The following is a 16,014-nucleotide window of genomic DNA, read 5'->3' as shown; positions in this document are numbered from 1 at the left end:
TATCTCGGTATGATCTAGTTCTCGCGCCACATCACCGGATCGCACCTTTCTTTGCGGCCATAGATGACGGCGTCTCGCCCCTGATCTGAGCGGGCGTCCGAGTCACCTATCGCCCGCAACGTCCGTGAATGCGCTACGCGGTTCACACTGGCGAACGATCTGGCTGCAGCCCTGTGCCCGCTCGCTCGCGGCCCCTGACTGCTCGGAAAAATCCTTCGAAAGATCCCGAAAATCCCTCTACCCCAAGGAGTTCGACATGACCGCTGCATTAAATGCCGGCCGACCGTTCACCGGCTCGGAACGAGACCTGCTGCAGAACACCCTCCACCTGAACCGAGCCGAGATCGTGCGCGCCGTCGAGGACCTCTCCGACAATCAGGCCCGCGAGAGACTAGTTCCCTCACTGACCACCCCCATCTCACTGATTAAGCACTGCGCTGCCGCGGAACGGATCTGGTTCCAGCGGACATTGGCTGGCAGAAGCATCGAGGCGTGTGACGGCCACGCCACCGGCGGCGACGGCAGCTTCTCCGTTGCCGACGATGAAACCCTCCCCGAGGTCATCGCCGAATACCGTGCGGCGTGCGCACAATCCAACGAACTGGCTGACGGTTGCCAGCTCGACGATGTCGTTGAGCATCACATCGTCGGCCCGGTGTGTCTGCGATTCATCTATCTCGGCGTGATCGCCGAAGTTGCCCGCCACGCCGGTCGCGCCGACATCCTGGTCGAGCAGATTCGAGCGGCCACGAACCGCACACCCGCACGGCCCGGATCCTCCGCATGACCGCGGGAGGTCTCCAGACGCTGATCGCGCACGGTTGGGAACGCGCCGACCGATCAAGACCTGACACGACGACCGACTACTTCGGCGCACTGGCACAACTCTTTCCTGGCGAGCCTGAGGTTGTCTATGCGTACGCCTGCGCCCTCGACTTCGCCGGCGACGAACAGGCGGCGGCACACGCATACGAACAGTGCCCATGGGAGGAGCTCACCGAGGACGACCGGACGCGCGGACGGATCCAATACGCGGCCACACTCCGCAACCTCGGCAGAAGCGACGACGCACTGCGCGCCATCACCCCACTGCGCCAACATAATCCACACGACCCCGCCCCAGTCGTCTACGAATCATTGATCCAGGTGGACCGAGGTGATGTCCTCCAAGCTATCCAACTGCTGCTCCACCACATTCTCCAGACCACCACCGACGACAAGCTTCGCGACTACCGATGGGCGCTGCGCCGCTACATCAACGCCTTAACGCTGCCACCGCCTCGCCGCAGTTCCTTGTCACGGACATTCCTCCGAGCTCTGAGCCGACCGACTGGTCACCGCCTCGCGGTTCAACCATCCCGACGAAGACCAGCCAGGCTACGGGGCATTGCACCGAACCGAAATGACGCTCAATTTCACGATCAGCACGCACGGAACAACACACGCAACGACGCTGGAATTCACGACTAAACGACGCTGCATTTCGCGATCAATGCCAGCATGGCCGGCTACACCGTGGGGGATAACGAGATCACCCTGCTGCACATCGCAACAGCGCCAGTCGCGCGGCAGAGCGGGGTTGGACGTCGCATGCTTGGCGCGGTGCGCCGAGCCATTCCCACCACGCTTCCCCTGATCGCAGAAACCGACACTGACGGTGTCGGTTTTTACATCGCCACCGGCTTCACCGTCATCTCGTTGGGCGAAAGTACAGGGGGTGGAGAGATTCCGCGCACTCCTCGGATAACGCCCGTAAGGAGACAGAACCTCGTTTCTCTAGTTACGAGACTGAAATCGCATGAAAGTGGTTGGGACGCCCAAGGAATCGTGATGAGTGACTGAACTGGCCGGACACCGCGCCAGACCGAGTGCATCGCACTGACCCAGCTGCACGCAGACGCGCTGGCCACCGCGGACTGGAAACTCGCCGCCGCGACACGCGCATTCGGAACCGTCTCCCCGGCCGACATCTTGCGGCCGTGGGTTCCTGTTTGTATCGCCGCCTGGCTGCGGCGGCGATGGCGGAGTAGGTCATGCCGCGTTCAGGAGGATGCGGATAGCGATCTCGTCGAGGGCGACGGCGGTGTTGGCCAGCAGGACCACCGCTGCAGCGTGGCCCCGATGCAGGGCCAGCATGCTCGAGAAGCCCGCCGTGGCACCGTTGTGCCAGGTGACCGTCACCTCGCCGATCCGATCGGTGAACCACGCGTAGCCCACCCGGGTCCCGTTGCTCGCCTCCCACCGCGGATCGAGCGCGCTGTTGCCCGGCGCTTGACAGTCGAGGAGGGCTTGGGTGTAGCGCGCCATGTCAGCTGGTGTTGAACGCACCCCACCAGCCGGGGCATAGGCGTTCATCGTCCACGCCTGTTCATTCTTGCCGTTGGCGCTGTACCCGGTCGGCGCACCCGGAGGCAGATCGTCGGCGGTTAGGGGTGTGGTCGACTGAGTCATGTCAAGGCGCTCGAACAGCCGGCGGTGGAGCAATTGCGGATATCCGATGCCGGCGTCTGCGGCGAGCGCTTGTCCGAGCAGGGCAAAGCCTAGGTTCGAGTACGAGAAATCCCCACGGCCAGTGAGATTGGCGGCGCGTGCCTGCGTGAGCAATGTCGCGACGTTGGCGGTGTAGGGGTTGCGGTGCTGCAGGACCGCGAGGACGGCGCTCACGCGGTCCCTGTGGCGCGCCGCGATCCGCGGCAACCCCGACCGGTGACTGGCGAGTTCCTCCAGCGTCACGCTGGCCGCCGGGCTGCCATCGAGGTCGAGCAGGCTGCCGAGGGTCGTCTCGGGTCTTAGACCGCCGGATTCGACGGCGTGCGCGAAGAGCAGGGCCGTCATGGTTTTGGTGATCGATCCGATTTCGTAGATGGTGTCGGACTGCGCGCCGTAGTGCGCCTCGGCGAGCACGCCGCCGTTGACACGAACGACACTGACGCGGTCACCGAGCCCGCCGTCGCGCAGCAGTGGTGTCACGCACGCGATCAGATCCGGGTCGCCGTTAGCGGGCCCAAGCCCGGGTGGCGACGCACGGCCCACGCTTCGGCACCTGACCGGTCGCCACTGATACCCGTGCGCCACGCCCAAAAGTAACCGAGGAGCCTTGATATCTGGAAACGACGTGGCAGGAGTCAGGGCTCTATGCGGAACGTGTGACGTTCCCCGAACTTCGCGAAGCCCAGTCGCTGCAGGATGGGTGATGACGTGGGCGCTGCATGTACGAGCGCGAGAGTGGCACCCTTCGTGTATGCCGCGATGAGACGGTGGCGTACGAGAGTGCGATACACCCCGTGGCCGCGCATCGCTGGAACGACTGCGGCCCCCCATAGTCGGGCTACCTCGCCGACGAGAGCGAACCCGGCGGTTCCCGCTGCTTGGTCCCCGCAGTAGGCCAAAAACCATCCTGGAGTGAGTCGAGCGTAGGCGTCGTCGAAGAGGTCTGGGGTCGGCTCGGGGTAACCCCAGCCGCGCGCCGAGATACGTTCGAAATCAACGACATCGGCGAAGGTAGCCACCTCAGCGACGTCGACCCCTGGGCTGGGCGCGATGTGACTCGTCGTGGTCGGCAGGTCGCCCGCCAAGATGTCGTCTGTGGCCACCACTTCTGCGCCCCGCGCCAAGAGGTCGCTGATCATCGCCGCGGTTCCGGGATAGTCCGGCCCGATGGTTAGCTGCAACGACGAGGCACCACACCGACCAGCTGCATCGAGTGCGCCGCGGACAAAGTCGCGGCCGTCGCGGACTTCGCCATGACAGGCCACCAACGTCGCCTCAGTCCCATCGACCACATACATCTCGAAGTCACCGACAACCGCAGGTATAGCCGTCGCTGGGCGCCACGGAGATACCCACAGCCGAGACTGCTCCAATACTCGCTCGCGCGGCCAGTCTGGCCACCCCGCATGCACCCGCCCCACACCTCGAAACTAGTGCGGCAGCACCTAGGACACGCGACAGGATTTGATCGGGCTCGTTTCCGTAGTGGTGGGACGACGCCGAATGCCCAGGCCGATGTCGCGGGTGGTGTAGCGGACGGCGATGCCGGGCGGCGACGGCAGCGAGAGAGCGTGCGTTCCGCCGGTGCGGTGGCCAGCGTGCCGCCACCGGCGCGCTGGCCGCCGCACGCATCCCGGTATAGTATGTATGTAACGAAGACATGCTGAGAGGCGACAGTTATGGAGCATTTACAGGCTGATCTGGCCCAACATCAACATCCTACCGATTCGCCTACGCGGCTTGGTTCACGTCGGTGGCGGCAGGCCGCCAGCGCAGGACTGCTGGCGGTCGGACTGCTCAGCGGCTGCTCGCAGGGCGGCGCTGCGCCGCCGGGACCGCATGCGCCGGTCACCGCCGACGAGGTCCACCGGCTGCAGCAACTCGCCCAGAGCTGCCCTGCCGGCGGCGCCAAATTGACGCAGTATGTCGGGCTGGATCTCAGCGGCAGCGACCGCGACGCCACGATCGAGGCGGATCGCGACACGGCGTTACACGCCCTGGTCGAGAAGGTCGCGGTGTGCAACGGGCACGTGCACGTCGTCGGGTTCACCGGATCGGTCGCAGCGACCAAGGTGCTCTTCGACGGCGACCTGGCACCCGGGGGGCCCACCGACATGGCGCGGATCCGCAACGTCCCGCAGATGGTGGCCGATACCGTCACCGAGATAGACGCGACGCGCACCGGGGCCACCGGTGCTCTAGACCCCAACGGTTCGGACATCACCGCGCAGTACGCGCTGGCCGCTGAGGCGTTCGCCCAGCCCGCCACCGACGGGGTTGCCCGCGCCTTCCGCGTCGATTTGCTGACCGACGGCCTGCAGACGGTGGGCGTGAACCTCAACACCCCCGATCTGAGCGTGGCCACCGCCGTCGACCTGGCCAACCGGATGCCGGTGACCGCCTTGCCGGCGGGCACCGCGGTCACCCTCTCCGGGATCGGCCGCACGACGGGCACCGTGGCGTCGACGGCGTTCGTCGACGCGCTGAAGGCGTTCCACCTCACCTACTGCACCCGCAGCATCGGCTCGGCGCAGTCCTGCCGCGCCGTCACCGACTTCACCGCCTAGAACGCAGAAAGAGGTACCACCATGTCGAGTGCTTTGGCCTCCTACCCCGATGACGACGACACCGCCGCGGCGATGGAACGCGCGGAGTCCATCAGCTACCTACCCCTGGATCAGGACCCGATCGCGCGGGCGATGCCCGCCACCATCGCCGAGCCCTACCACTACCCGGAGTACGACGCACTCGCCGCCGAACAGGCCCCACTGCACGCCGCCCGCGGAGAGCAGCGCGCCCGGGCCCACCGAGTAGCCGCCAAGCGCGTCGAGGTGCAGGCCGAGGTCGACCAACTGGCCATCGATGAGCAGAAGGCGGTTCTGTCCGGCGCCAAACAGCGATGGACCAAGCTGGAGGACACCCTGGGCGGTCTGGTGCGCCGCGAAGCCAAGGCCAAGTGGTCCTACTGGCTGTGGTGGGCCTTGATAGCCCTGGGCGATGTCGCCGGCGTCAGCGGGGCGGCGATCTTCCTGGGTGAAGTACCCCTGCTGGCCGGTGCCCAGGGCGTCTCGATCGCCGTCGCCGCGCTGCTGTCGGGAATGATCGGCAGCGACGTCAAGGACGCGCGGCTGGCGCGGCGTCGCCGGGTCGATCCCGAGTCGCTGCCGGCCGACCTGCAGTGGCGGTTCACCGGCGAAGACTCCGGCGAGAAGATCGTCAAAGCCATGGTGGCCGTGAGCATCCTGATCGCTACGGTGGTGTGCGTCGGCATCTTCACCCTGCGCTACGCCACCGAAGGCACCTACGCGGCGTGGGCGTTCGCCTCCATGGCGGTCGGGATCTGCGCCGCGTCGTTCATCAACCGCTACAGCTACACCGATGAGGTCGCCGACCTCATCGACCGGGGCAAAGCCGACTACACGGGGGAGCTCAAACGGCTGCGCAAGTTGTCCAAGAGCGCTGCGCTGGCCACCCGCAACGCCGAGACCGAGCAAGCCGAATCAATCATCACCGAGCACGAGAACCTCGGCGTCGCCGGCGCCCACCGGCTCACCTCGTTCAAGTTCGGCATCAGCCGCAACAACCCCACCGTGTTCGGGCACGGCAGCCCTGCTCGGCCGCCTGCCGTCGGACTTGCGGCGATGGCACCGTTCGAACAGGAACTGCGCGACGACGACCAGGCCGGCACCCGGTGAGCATCGCGCCCGGCAAGCTGGCTGCCGCGGTGCTCACCGGTGCCGGCGGCATGGCCGGCATGCGCTCGGCGCGCACCGGCCTGAAGCTGAGCTTTCCTTCACCGGGCCGCTGCCCCGAGCAGCCGACGCTGCTGATGTGCGTGTTCGACGACTCCGGATCGATGCTGGGCGGCAACGATTCGGCCGGGTTGCGCTACGAGGAGGCTGCGCTGGCCGTGCAGGCGGTGGGCAAACGCTGCCGGTGTGGCGCCGAGCGGGTCGCGGTGCTGCACATGAACCGGCCGACCACAGCAGACCTGGATCCGACGCCGATCCAGCCGCGCCACTGGCCCGACATCGACACCGCGTTGGACATCCCCGCCGACACCGACGGCGCCAGCATGATGATCGACACCCTGCAGCGCGCCGCGTCGATCGCCGGCCAGCACACCGGACACCGCATCGTGTTGCTGGCGTTCTCCGACTTCGAGCTGTTCGAGGACCTACAGCAACTCGCCGTCGCGCTGACGGTTTTCCCGGGCAAGGCCCACGCGGTGGTGATGCGCTCCCACCCACCGGCGATCTTCGCTGAGTACGACGCGATCACCGTGACCCACGTGCCGACCGGCCAAGAGCCGGGGCTGGTCGCGCGCACCGTCTTCGACGTGCTCACCGGTCCCCGGCGACCAGATCGCGGCCGGCGATGACCAGCGCACGGGGCATCTGCGCCTTGACGGTGATGCTGATCGCCGCCGTGGGTGCCTGCAGCACCGAACCGCCTCCGGCGCCGGTGCTGACCAGTCCACCGGCGGCGACGCGGACCGAGCCAGGCGGAGCGCCAGCGGCACCGGCGGGGACCGAGGTGCCGTGGTGGCAGCAGGACCCCGGTTTGGGGGCCGTGCCCTCGATGCCGATCACCTTGTCTGGCGACGTGCTGTTCGACCCCGACTCGGCGGTGCTGAGCGCGGCGGCGAGCAGCCAGCTGCAGCCCGTGGCGGACATCCTGAACGCCCACCCCGGGGCCTGGGCGACGGTGGACGGACACACCGACGGCGGCGACGGAGGACCCGAGCACAGCGCGCTGGCCCTCTCACAGGCCCGCGCGGAGAGCGTGCGGGACTGGCTGATCGCCCACGGGGTGCCGGCCGCCCGCATCCAGGTGCGGGGTTGGGGTTCGACCCAGCCACTGCAGCCCAGTGACTCACCTGCGCACCGCGCAGCCAACCGCCGCTGCGACGTCTCGGTCACCGACACGCCGCACTGAGCCGCCAGCGCGGCGCACCCCTCGTTAGGGGCGGCAACTCCAACTGAACGCATCGGCGCGATTGGCGATGACTGGCGCGCCGCCCTGACGGGCACAGAAATTGGCCAGATCGACACCGAGGTCGGCGATGATTCCCCCGCCCGGGGCCCGAGATACCCGCTGGCAGCGCCACGAGAACGCATCCCCAGGTGCCACGACGTAGGCGCTGCCCGCTTGAAATGCGCCATCAGCGGGATACTGGTATGCGCATTGCGCGTTGGGGTCGATGGAAGAGTCAGCGCCAGCCGGCGCAACCCCGACGGTGGCAGCAGCCGCGCCGCAGATCAGCGCGACCATCGGCGCCGCCCACCGGATCAACACATCGAGCCCTCTCGCCCCTGCGGGGCGTCGATCGCCCCGCTTCAAACAGCTAAATCGTAGTGAACGACAGTTCCGTTACCGCACAAACACCGACCTAACCCACGCGCACGCCTGCGCATTCCTAAGATTGCCCGGTGACCTTGGGGGATGACGACTCGCGCCGCGACCCGTTCGCAGCGGTGCTCAGCGCAGAAAAGCTCGCCGATATCGCGCTGCACCGCCTGCAGCACCGCGCGCACACCGGCGACGCCGACGCTGGGTTCAGCGTGAGTCCTTTCGATCTGCAGCGCTTGATGGTCCGGGCCCGCAACGAAGCGCTCAACGGATGCGTGGACAGATCCGGGGGACTAAACGGCACTTGGTCGGGCTTCCGGTTGGCGGCCTTCGTGGCCTACTACCTGGTCAGCCACCACGGCGACTACTGCGCCGGAACGCTGCCGGTGCTCCGGCGTGACGAGCAGGCCGCGTTGGGCGACGTCGTGCTCACTCAGACCAACTACCTGCAGGCCTGCGCGATCGACCTCGCCGACGCGGTGATCATGCTGACCGAGGGCCTCGACGCAGTCAGCGCGCCCGCCGACCTCGTCTTCGATGACGTCACCGCCATCGCCAATTCGCTCAACCTCGTCCTGGCCCAAGGCACCGACGCGCACGCCAACGAGATGGTGCCGACACTGCAACGCCAGCTGCATTCCTTGGGCGCCACCGTCGAGAAAGGCACCAGCCGGCGGGCACGCACCGTGCGGGCCTGGTCGCGCGCATGGCGACGCTCCGTCACCTCACGACGCGCCCTGGCGGCAGCCGCCCTGATCGTCGTGCTGGTGATCGCCGCCATCGGATATTTCGGTTTCCGCCCCGCCCCGGCCACCCCACCGGCGTCAGCGCCCGAGCGCGGCGGCACCACAGCCGCCCCGGTGGTACGCGACGTGACCGAGCGCGTCGACGCCGCGACACCCGATCAGATGCGCTCAGCGGCCACCCCGTGGTCGATCACACCCCAGCCGATCATCCTGGATCCGGCCAACCGAGACCGCAGCGGTGTCACCGTCACGGTGACCCTGAGCGTGAACCCCGTCCGTGACCGCGACGTTCCCGTGTGGTTGTCGTTCGGCCGCCCGGGCGGACTGTCCTACGTGCCGGGCGAAACGAAGATGTCGAACAGCAACGGCCAGAATCAGCTCCAAGCCTCACCCGAACCCCCGCCGGGAACCGTGCCGCTGACCGCTGACAAGCTACGGATTCCCCTGTGGTTGGCCGGCGACGGCACCCCGACGGTGTTCTCAACGAAACTGATCCTCAACGAACTGCAGGGCCCCCAGCAAGTCGACATCCCTGCACCGGCAGACGCCCAACCCAGCTCGGCGACCGTCCTGCGGTGCGGCCTCAACGCGGTGCCGTTCAACGTGCTGCTTACCGGGGCCGAAAGCAACGGTCAGTGGGTCAATATCACCATCCCGCTCTACGTCCTCAAGGTCTGCATCCCGCCGCGCTAACATCCCGCCTTTGTATGTGGCGCATACATGCATCGTCGTATAGTGTCTGTGTTGGCTGGAGTGTCCGGCCGATCCGGAGGGAGAAGGCGAGATGGGTAAGAAGAAGACGGGGTCCAAGCCGGTTGTGCTGGGCGGTCCGACCGCACAGTTTGCCCGCCGCGACACCGGCCAGAAACCGGCCAAGCGGCAGACGCAGAAAGACCACGGCACCAATCGCCAAGGGGCGTCCCCGAAGCGGTAGGCAATCACCACACGCGCGGCGGCGCACCCGCAATGGCGGCGATCTGCACAAGATCGCCGCCATTGTCGTGGTCACAGTTGCCGTTTAGACACCGAGCGCACGCGCGAGGAGTCGACGAGCTGTCGGCGAAGCCGCCGGGGTGTTACCGCGACCGGTTCCCCGCGGTGGCTGCCAAGCACGGGGCATCGCGAGCAGCGCGGGACCTCTCAAGGCGAAGTCTGGGCGTGTACCGCACGGTGGGCGACCCCTAGCCCGATCGCCGTCGGAGCCGGGCTGGTCACGACGGCACGGCGCGAGTAGCCAGTTTGCCCCGCACGCCCGCCGTGGGTGTCATATTGTCTATATTACAGACGTAGTGCGGATTAATACATGCTGACAATTTGTCGGTATTAGAGTGCAGCCATATTCAGCTTGCACGGAGGACGAGGAGTGACTACTGATGAACCGACCAACCACCGCCAGGGAGCGGTGAACCATGACGTTGCGTAAGAAGACGTTCTCGGCGCGCGTGGATGCCATCGCCGCCGACAAGCTGCGGGTCATCGGCAAGGTGACCAACGCATCCGAGGCCAAATTGGTCGAAAAAGGTCTTGACATGGTCTTACTGGCCGCCGACAACAACAAGACGGCGCTGCGCCAACAATTGCTGGCTCAGTACGAAGCAGCCACCCGGCTGCTCGACTCCGATTGGGCCAACCAGGACACCGCACCTGGTGAACCGGCCGCCGCCGAGCCCACCGATGAGGTGCCCCCCGGCGACACGATGTTTCAGGGCAAGGTGGATCTAGGTGTAGCGCAGCGGCTGCAAGCCGTGGCCCGTGTGCAAGGCCGCAACGACTCCGGTCTGGTCCGACATGGCCTGAAGTTGGTGATCGACGAAGCCGACGCGAACATGCGGGTCCTGCTGAAAAAATTGGAACGGGATCACGACGCTGACGTGGCGGCATTGAAGGCGCCCGTAGGTCGTGATCCCAACCGTCGCGTGAGCCCCGCGCCGCACGTCGACCGTGCCGGCGCTGCGCGGCCGGCCCCGCCGCCGGTTCCTGCCCCGCAACCCGAGCACGCCGCCGCCACGACCGCGACCGCGACGAGCGGCACGTCATCGCCGGCAGGTGGTGTCTAATTCGCCCGAGCTGGGGATCACCACAGACGTCCGGTCGCCGGGCCGACTGATGATCAGCCTGGCGCTCCAACTGGTCCAGGGCATCGGAGTCCGAGCTGACCCGCTGCGGGTCGATGAAGAAGTCCGGCGCAAGGCGGGTTTGACCCGACACGTGGCTGTAGGGCGTGAGGTCGGTGATTCCTTCTTCGGCGAGGGCGTTTTCGACGATGGCGGTGTTACCGGGGTACTTGGGACGCGGCGCAAGAAGGTCAGCGCGGCGTCGACGACGATCGGTCGCGTGATTGTGCGACGCCGTCGTCGCCGCCGAGCAGGTTTTGCACCGCGGCAGTGTGCCGTCAGCGGGCCGACTCACATACTGCCCAACGTGGCCCGGAAGGGCTGAGCACCATGAGACCGGGGACCACACCCACACCCACACCCGCTAAGATGGCGGCAGCGACTCCCGGTAGAGGGCGAACACGCCGCGACGATCAAGATAGTCGATCATCCGTTCGTAGTGATCGTCGTGGGCCCTCCAACGTCGCACCGCACCGCCTACGGCCCTGATCCCTCCCCATGCGGCCGGCCAAGAGGCGCCAACCGATGCGTTGCTAAGGGGATGCTAGCGGGTGAGGCGCGGGGTTTGCCGGAAATCGCAGTCCTACCCTCGGGTCGAGTACTTTGGATCGCGGGAACAACAGCCCAAAAGTATGTGAACGAAAGCAATGAAACCGTTGGGAATCGCAGGTCACACGGGGTTGATGTCCTCCAGACTGCGGCGCGTGGTGCACGGCCCAGCGACCGCGATTGCTGTGAACGTGATACTCAGGGCGACCAACACCACCGTGAACATGGCCCCTGCGCCGAAGCCATCCAAGACGGGTATGAGAATGAACGGCAGTGCGCCACTGGACAATCGGGACAGGGAGTAGGTCCATCCGACGGCGGTTGCGCGGACGTCGGTGGGGAAGATTTCGGCTTGGTAGACGTGGTAGACGTTGGAGAACACGTTGCTCACCGCGGTCGTGAGGAATCCGAACGTGATGATCAGGACGGTGCTGGTCACCGTGGCGAAGAGCAGCCCGCACACGGCCATCGCGGCGATGGAGCACATCAGCAGATACTTGCGCTCGAACCGACCTAGGAGCGGAATCGCCAGGATCGATCCGACGGGGTAGCCCACGAACGAGCAGGCGGCAAACAGCAGCGACGAGGTCACGTCGTAGCCCCGGTGCACGAGGACGAGGGCGGCCATCGTTCCGAAGCCGTAGTAGCCGAACGTCTGGAAGAGATGAAAGACAGTGAGCATCGCCAGTCGCTGTCGGTAGGGCGGCGCCGCCAGCCGCGCGAACGGTTTACTGTGGCGACTCGGCTTGTCCAGCTTGCTCTTGGGGCCACCCTGCTCCATGTCCTCTTTCGACGCGGCATCGGTTGCGCGGTGGGGGGTGGCACCTAGTTGCGGTGATTCGAAGCAGGTGACCGCTGCGCGCGCCTCCTCGACGCGCCCCATGCCTGCCAACCAGCGAGGTGACTCGGGGAGTCCGCGGCGCAACAACGCCACCAGCACCGCGCCCAGAGCGCCGAGGGCGAGCAAGATCCGCCACCCGGCGATGCCGAAGACGTGGCGTTCGGTCAGACCCAACGACAAGAACCCGAGAAATGGCACCGCCAGGTAGGAGCAGGTATAGGCCCAAGCGGCGAGTCGGCCGCGGTGTGACTTCGGAAGGACGTCCGACAAGTAAGAGTCGGCCACTGGGTACTCGGCGCCGACCCCGATGCCGGCGAGGAAGCGCGCGGCGACCAGAAACCCGGGCCCGGGAGCGAACGCAGCAAGCAGCGACCACACCGAAAACCAAATCAGGTTGAACATGAAGGCGCGGCGGCGACCGAAGATGTCCGCGAGCCGACCTAGGAATGCCGCGCCGACGAACATCCCGAGAAACGACGACGCCAGCAGGACCTTGAGTTCAGTGCCGCCCAGCGAGTATTGGGTCTTGAGCGTTGCACTGATCGTGCTCGATAGGAAGATCTCGTACATCTCGAAGAACAGGCCGAGTCCAACGGCCAACACCACGCGGTAGTGAGTGCGTCCAACGGGCGCCGCGTCCAGTCGGTACCCGATCTCTAAGACCACCGAATCGGTCCGGGTCAACGGCTTGGCCATGGCAGCTCCTCTGTATATCGCCGGCGACATGCGGGGCCATCATCATCGCCACTCACAGGATGAGTTAACAATCACAATGTGAGTTCAATTACAGCACGATGCGTGGTGTGAGCGCAACCACTTTCCGCGATCAGAACCCACATGTTAACGTGATACTCATATTGTGAGTGATAGGAGTTGTTGTGAAGATCGACCACCTCGACCATCTGGTCCTGACCGTTGCCGATATCGACGTGACGGTCGACTTCTATACGCGGGTACTCGGCATGACCGAGCAGACGTTCCGTGGCAGCAGAAAGGCCCTGGTCTTCGGCCCGAGTAAGATCAATCTGCATGCGGCCGGCCGTGAATTCGAACCGAAGGCGGCCCGTCCCACACCGGGCAGCGCCGATCTGTGCTTCGTCGTGGCGGACCCGCTCAGCGACGTCGCCGCGCAGCTCGCGGCGTCTGGCGTTGCGATCGAAGAAGGTCCGATCGAACGGACCGGTGCTCACGGTCCGATCCTCAGCGTGTACGTCCGCGACCCCGACCACAATCTCATCGAACTGTCGAACTACCTCGGCGCCCAAGGGCTCCCTAGCGACTGACCATCGACTTCGACCCGCCCGCTGACGGCGTGAAGGAACTGGGCAACTACAACGCGGCACCGACAACGTCATTATCCGGGGGTAGTTCAGACGCCCACGCCCGGCACTCACGCCGAGCCGAGGCTCGCTCCGCGCGATGGTGATGCAGGAGATGCATCGACTACTCGATATCCACGGTGCCGCCACCGGGTCGCCGGCAAACCGCGACGCGTGAGACGCCCTGCCGACGATCGCCGCCGACACGCTCATCCTGCACGGCGCCGACGATCAGCTCGCGCCGTATGGCAACGCGCCCTTGATGTCTGAGCGCATTGCGCGATCGACACTGCGAACCTTCACCGGCGTCCGACACATCTACTTCAAGAGTCCCGGGCTGAAACCGGCCCTGCGTACTGGAATTCCTGCTCGCGTGACCGGGTTAGCCTGCCGGCCCAAGATAGTGGGCGCGAGGCCCCCGGGCCCGATGAGTCGGCACGTCAGACCCGGGTGGGTGCAACCGCCGAGGGCGGCGGTTGATTGGTGCGTCGACCGCTCAACATGTCGGCTGTGATCTCTTATTTACGTTGTGCTGCAACACAAATCGCAGCGGCTACACGATTCGGTGGGCAACAAACCAGACGGCACCGAGATCCTTTGTAGCATATTGTAATTCGCAGTATTAACGGGCGATAGCCGTTGCCATTTTCAAGCCGCGGGGAACTCTGCCACTGGTACAGCGAGCGAATGCGGCGGGGCGCGGTCGCCGATGTCGCCACACCGGCTCCGTCCTACGGCGCCGAAGCGCAGGACTAAGTCGGGGGAGGAAGGTCGTGGTCGATGTTGCCGGCGATTTCCTCGGCGAGGTCGAGAAGGGCTTGCGCGAGGTTCCACAGCAGAACGTGTCTGGCGTCATCGAGTGAGACTTGGTCGTCGACCTCGAAGTCCGGCTTCTCCCCTTTGGCGCGGGCGTCCTCGATGTTTTCCATCGTCTCCTTGACGGTAGCCGATCTGGAAACCGTACGACGACCGGGCATTTGGAAGTCAGATGGACGCCGCCGCTATACGGTTCGACAATCCAGCCTTAAGGGTCCTGCGACGGCGGGACGCCGCATTTCTTGCGATCGGCGGTCGCGAATCGCCCGGTGTGGGCGAATCCCCATCGGAGCGCGATGTCGGTAACCGTGGCTCCTTCGAATGGGTCGCCGTCTTGTAGGTCGCGATGAGCGCGTTCCATCCAGGTGGTCGTCATGTACGAGCGCGGAGTGCATCGGAGGTCGCGTTGGAATCCGACTTCCAGCGTCCGTATGCCCACGCCGATCTGCTTGGCGACGTCCGAGATGGAGAGTTCGCCCATGTTCTCCTCGGTCATTAGATCGACCGCTTGGCGAACGACGCGGCCGGATGGCGGAGGCGAACTGAAGATCTCGGCTGAGTGGCTGCGTCGTTACTCCCGCCGAAACCGATATTTACATAGAATCTCGAGTATTGACGGTATTGTCGATATTTTCTGATTGGTCACCTAGGTTGGCTCCGCCGCGGAGGCGAAGTGACACCATGGTTCGCCGTAGTCGCTTGTAGTCGGATGGATCTGGACTGGCTCGCCTCGGCCGCCCGCGCCGAACTGGACTGTCGAACGGTGCACCTGAGCGAGAGCTTCGACGACTTCACTGCCGCGAAACCCGTTTCGGAAACCGGACCTCCTGTCGGTGACTTCTGGCTAGGCGGGGTTTCGTTCGCGCCCTAGTGTCGAGCAGCGTGATTGAACCGCGTCTGATCGTCCCAGCTATCGGCCGGGCACGGATGCCGTCGGCCCTGGCGTCGCGAATCCGAGACCAGATCATGCTGACGTTGTTGGTCGCCCAACCGAATAGCGTGAGTGCACGGATGACGACAGACCGTCGAGCGGTCGGACGAGCTGCGATCGGAGATGCGGTCGATTTCATTGAGGCGCACCCGGCTACGGCGACACCGCACGACGCGGCCGCCGAGGCGGGGGTGAGCCTTCGTGCGCTGCAGGACAACTTCAAGGACGCCTTGGGGACGACGCCGCACGCCTACATTCTCCAGACCCGATTACGCCGCGCCAGCAACGATCTGCTGGCGGCGCGCGGGGGCTTCCTAGTCACGGTGACCGATGTCGCCCGGCGATCGGGCTTCACCAATGTGGGGCGGTTTGACGAGGAGCATTGGGGGGCCTACCAGGAGAAACCGTCGGATACGCTGCGGGCTGCGCGCGGCGAGGCGTCGTGAACGTCGACCTCGATCGGATCACCAGCGCCGGCCGCACGCCGCACGGATACACGCTGGCGATGTGGGCGGCCGGGATGTTCTGCATCAGCCGCCGCGGCCTGCCCGGCGTCGCGGACGTGTTGATGTTCACCGTGGGTGCCACCGTCGCCTTCGGCGTTCTCCGGCTGGCCGTGGTGCGTTGGGGTCTCAGCCGCACCCCGGCGGCTCCCGAGCACACGGCTGCACTCAGCTCGTTGGCATCGGTTCATATGCTGGCGTTGCCGGGTGCCGTCCTGGTCAGTTGGCTGCTCGCGGCGTTACCGGCGCCGTGGTGCTGGCTGGCCACGTCCTCGGGGGCGACTGTCGCCTTCATCGTTCTGCACGGCGGTCAGGACGTCTTGTTCCGCCGGTGGGGACCGCGAGCGGCCTGA

The 16,014-nt window shown here is 65.7% G+C and carries 20 protein-coding genes; 13 read left to right on the top strand and 7 right to left on the bottom strand.

Features of this window, described 5'->3' with window-relative positions; genetic code table 11:
* Positions 1-124 precede the first annotated feature (124 nt).
* The 3 genes from ACXPWS_RS16335 to ACXPWS_RS16325 are packed head-to-tail and all read left to right on the top strand — an operon-like array spanning position 125 to position 1,842.
* Positions 125-787 carry a DinB family protein gene (locus tag ACXPWS_RS16335; protein ID WP_458707662.1) on the top strand — a complete coding sequence of 221 codons (663 nt, stop codon included), beginning with the start codon at positions 125-127 and terminating at the stop codon, positions 785-787.
* Positions 784-1,470 carry a tetratricopeptide repeat protein gene (locus tag ACXPWS_RS16330; RefSeq protein WP_458707661.1) on the top strand — a complete coding sequence of 229 codons (687 nt, stop codon included), beginning with the start codon at positions 784-786 and terminating at the stop codon, positions 1,468-1,470. Before ACXPWS_RS16335 ends, ACXPWS_RS16330 begins: the two co-directional genes overlap by 4 nt.
* 30 nt (positions 1,471-1,500) lie before the next feature.
* Entirely contained in the window at positions 1,501-1,842 is a 342-nt protein-coding gene (locus ACXPWS_RS16325) for a hypothetical protein (RefSeq protein WP_458707660.1), read from the top strand.
* A 189-nt stretch (positions 1,843-2,031) separates the two neighbouring features.
* Here the strand turns inward: ACXPWS_RS16325 and ACXPWS_RS16320 are convergent, their stop codons facing one another.
* Positions 2,032-2,970 carry a serine hydrolase domain-containing protein gene (locus ACXPWS_RS16320; protein ID WP_458707659.1) on the bottom strand — a complete coding sequence of 313 codons (939 nt, stop codon included), beginning with the start codon at positions 2,968-2,970 and terminating at the stop codon, positions 2,032-2,034.
* A gap of 155 nt (positions 2,971-3,125) precedes the next feature.
* Positions 3,126-3,788: a GNAT family N-acetyltransferase gene (locus ACXPWS_RS16315; protein WP_458707658.1), complete on the bottom strand. Its 663-nt coding sequence runs from the start codon at positions 3,786-3,788 to the stop codon at positions 3,126-3,128.
* A gap of 381 nt (positions 3,789-4,169) precedes the next feature.
* Here ACXPWS_RS16315 and ACXPWS_RS16310 point away from each other — a divergent pair, with 381 nt between their 5' ends.
* Genes ACXPWS_RS16310 through ACXPWS_RS16300 form a run of 3 tightly spaced genes read left to right on the top strand, consistent with a single transcriptional unit; the run spans position 4,170 to position 6,871 of the window.
* Positions 4,170-5,057 carry a hypothetical protein gene (locus tag ACXPWS_RS16310; protein WP_458707657.1) on the top strand — a complete coding sequence of 296 codons (888 nt, stop codon included), beginning with the start codon at positions 4,170-4,172 and terminating at the stop codon, positions 5,055-5,057.
* A gap of 21 nt (positions 5,058-5,078) precedes the next feature.
* On the top strand, positions 5,079-6,185 hold the full coding sequence (locus ACXPWS_RS16305) for a hypothetical protein (protein ID WP_458707656.1): 1,107 nt from the start codon (positions 5,079-5,081) through the stop codon (positions 6,183-6,185).
* Entirely contained in the window at positions 6,182-6,871 is a 690-nt protein-coding gene (locus ACXPWS_RS16300; RefSeq protein ID WP_458707655.1) for a hypothetical protein, read from the top strand. Before ACXPWS_RS16305 ends, ACXPWS_RS16300 begins: the two co-directional genes overlap by 4 nt.
* Here the strand turns inward: ACXPWS_RS16300 and ACXPWS_RS16295 are convergent.
* On the bottom strand, positions 6,834-7,166 hold the full coding sequence (locus ACXPWS_RS16295) for a hypothetical protein (RefSeq protein WP_458707654.1): 333 nt from the start codon (positions 7,164-7,166) through the stop codon (positions 6,834-6,836). The genes ACXPWS_RS16300 and ACXPWS_RS16295 overlap by 38 nt on opposite strands.
* On the opposite strand from ACXPWS_RS16295, the gene ACXPWS_RS16290 reads away from it, so the two are divergent.
* Positions 7,156-7,428, top strand: coding sequence for an OmpA family protein (locus ACXPWS_RS16290; protein WP_458707653.1), 273 nt, complete (start codon positions 7,156-7,158; stop codon positions 7,426-7,428). The two genes, ACXPWS_RS16295 and ACXPWS_RS16290, sit on opposite strands and share 11 nt — an antisense overlap.
* A 24-nt stretch (positions 7,429-7,452) precedes the next feature.
* Here the strand turns inward: ACXPWS_RS16290 and ACXPWS_RS16285 are convergent, their stop codons facing one another.
* A complete protein-coding gene (locus ACXPWS_RS16285; protein WP_458707652.1) occupies positions 7,453-7,764 on the bottom strand; it encodes a hypothetical protein in 312 nt (103 codons plus the stop codon).
* A gap of 158 nt (positions 7,765-7,922) precedes the next feature.
* Between ACXPWS_RS16285 and ACXPWS_RS16280 the strand changes: the two genes are divergently transcribed.
* The 3 genes from ACXPWS_RS16280 to ACXPWS_RS16270 all read left to right on the top strand — a co-directional run bounded on the left by ACXPWS_RS16280 (position 7,923) and on the right by ACXPWS_RS16270 (position 10,645).
* The gene (locus ACXPWS_RS16280) at positions 7,923-9,281 is read left to right on the top strand and encodes a hypothetical protein (protein ID WP_458707651.1); all 1,359 of its coding nucleotides are present in this window, start codon (positions 7,923-7,925) and stop codon (positions 9,279-9,281) included.
* A gap of 91 nt (positions 9,282-9,372) precedes the next feature.
* Positions 9,373-9,522, top strand: coding sequence for a hypothetical protein (locus tag ACXPWS_RS16275; RefSeq protein WP_458707650.1), 150 nt, complete (start codon positions 9,373-9,375; stop codon positions 9,520-9,522).
* A gap of 508 nt (positions 9,523-10,030) precedes the next feature.
* Positions 10,031-10,645: a hypothetical protein gene (locus ACXPWS_RS16270; protein ID WP_458707649.1), complete on the top strand. Its 615-nt coding sequence runs from the start codon at positions 10,031-10,033 to the stop codon at positions 10,643-10,645.
* 727 nt (positions 10,646-11,372) lie between these two features.
* Here ACXPWS_RS16270 and ACXPWS_RS16265 read toward each other — a convergent pair.
* The gene (locus ACXPWS_RS16265) at positions 11,373-12,788 is read right to left on the bottom strand and encodes an MFS transporter (protein WP_458707648.1); all 1,416 of its coding nucleotides are present in this window, start codon (positions 12,786-12,788) and stop codon (positions 11,373-11,375) included.
* Positions 12,789-12,970: 182 nt separating this feature from the next.
* On the opposite strand from ACXPWS_RS16265, the gene ACXPWS_RS16260 reads away from it, so the two are divergent.
* Positions 12,971-13,375 carry a VOC family protein gene (locus tag ACXPWS_RS16260; RefSeq protein WP_458707647.1) on the top strand — a complete coding sequence of 135 codons (405 nt, stop codon included), beginning with the start codon at positions 12,971-12,973 and terminating at the stop codon, positions 13,373-13,375.
* A gap of 788 nt (positions 13,376-14,163) precedes the next feature.
* Here ACXPWS_RS16260 and ACXPWS_RS16255 read toward each other — a convergent pair.
* Both ACXPWS_RS16255 and ACXPWS_RS16250 read right to left on the bottom strand, forming a co-directional pair.
* Entirely contained in the window at positions 14,164-14,340 is a 177-nt protein-coding gene (locus tag ACXPWS_RS16255; protein WP_458707646.1) for a hypothetical protein, read from the bottom strand.
* Positions 14,341-14,435: 95 nt separating this feature from the next.
* A complete protein-coding gene (locus ACXPWS_RS16250; protein WP_458707645.1) occupies positions 14,436-14,723 on the bottom strand; it encodes a helix-turn-helix transcriptional regulator in 288 nt (95 codons plus the stop codon).
* A 386-nt stretch (positions 14,724-15,109) separates the two neighbouring features.
* Here ACXPWS_RS16250 and ACXPWS_RS16245 point away from each other — a divergent pair, with 386 nt between their 5' ends.
* On the top strand, positions 15,110-15,604 hold the full coding sequence (locus ACXPWS_RS16245; RefSeq protein WP_458707644.1) for a helix-turn-helix domain-containing protein: 495 nt from the start codon (positions 15,110-15,112) through the stop codon (positions 15,602-15,604).
* Positions 15,601-16,014 carry a hypothetical protein gene (locus ACXPWS_RS16240; RefSeq protein ID WP_458707643.1) on the top strand — a complete coding sequence of 138 codons (414 nt, stop codon included), beginning with the start codon at positions 15,601-15,603 and terminating at the stop codon, positions 16,012-16,014. Before ACXPWS_RS16245 ends, ACXPWS_RS16240 begins: the two co-directional genes overlap by 4 nt.

This window comes from Mycobacterium sp. BMJ-28 (assembly GCF_054404835.1).
This window is presented reverse-complemented; position numbering and strand designations above follow the sequence as displayed.

Bases quoted from the DNA above. Each gene is read 5' to 3' on its own strand.
- ACXPWS_RS16325 (WP_458707660.1), top strand. From the start codon at position 1,501: ATGGCCGGCTACACCGTGGGGGATAACGAGATCACCCTGCTGCACATC.
- ACXPWS_RS16265 (WP_458707648.1), bottom strand. From the start codon at position 12,788: ATGGCCAAGCCGTTGACCCGGACCGATTCGGTGGTCTTAGAGATCGGG.
- ACXPWS_RS16255 (WP_458707646.1), bottom strand. From the start codon at position 14,340: ATGGAAAACATCGAGGACGCCCGCGCCAAAGGGGAGAAGCCGGACTTC.
- ACXPWS_RS16305 (WP_458707656.1), top strand. From the start codon at position 5,079: ATGTCGAGTGCTTTGGCCTCCTACCCCGATGACGACGACACCGCCGCG.
- ACXPWS_RS16275 (WP_458707650.1), top strand. From the start codon at position 9,373: ATGGGTAAGAAGAAGACGGGGTCCAAGCCGGTTGTGCTGGGCGGTCCG.
- ACXPWS_RS16285 (WP_458707652.1), bottom strand. From the start codon at position 7,764: ATGGTCGCGCTGATCTGCGGCGCGGCTGCTGCCACCGTCGGGGTTGCG.
- ACXPWS_RS16295 (WP_458707654.1), bottom strand. From the start codon at position 7,166: ATGTCCGCCACGGGCTGCAGCTGGCTGCTCGCCGCCGCGCTCAGCACC.
- ACXPWS_RS16330 (WP_458707661.1), top strand. From the start codon at position 784: ATGACCGCGGGAGGTCTCCAGACGCTGATCGCGCACGGTTGGGAACGC.
- ACXPWS_RS16250 (WP_458707645.1), bottom strand. From the start codon at position 14,723: ATGACCGAGGAGAACATGGGCGAACTCTCCATCTCGGACGTCGCCAAG.
- ACXPWS_RS16315 (WP_458707658.1), bottom strand. From the start codon at position 3,788: ATGTATGTGGTCGATGGGACTGAGGCGACGTTGGTGGCCTGTCATGGC.
- ACXPWS_RS16310 (WP_458707657.1), top strand. From the start codon at position 4,170: ATGGAGCATTTACAGGCTGATCTGGCCCAACATCAACATCCTACCGAT.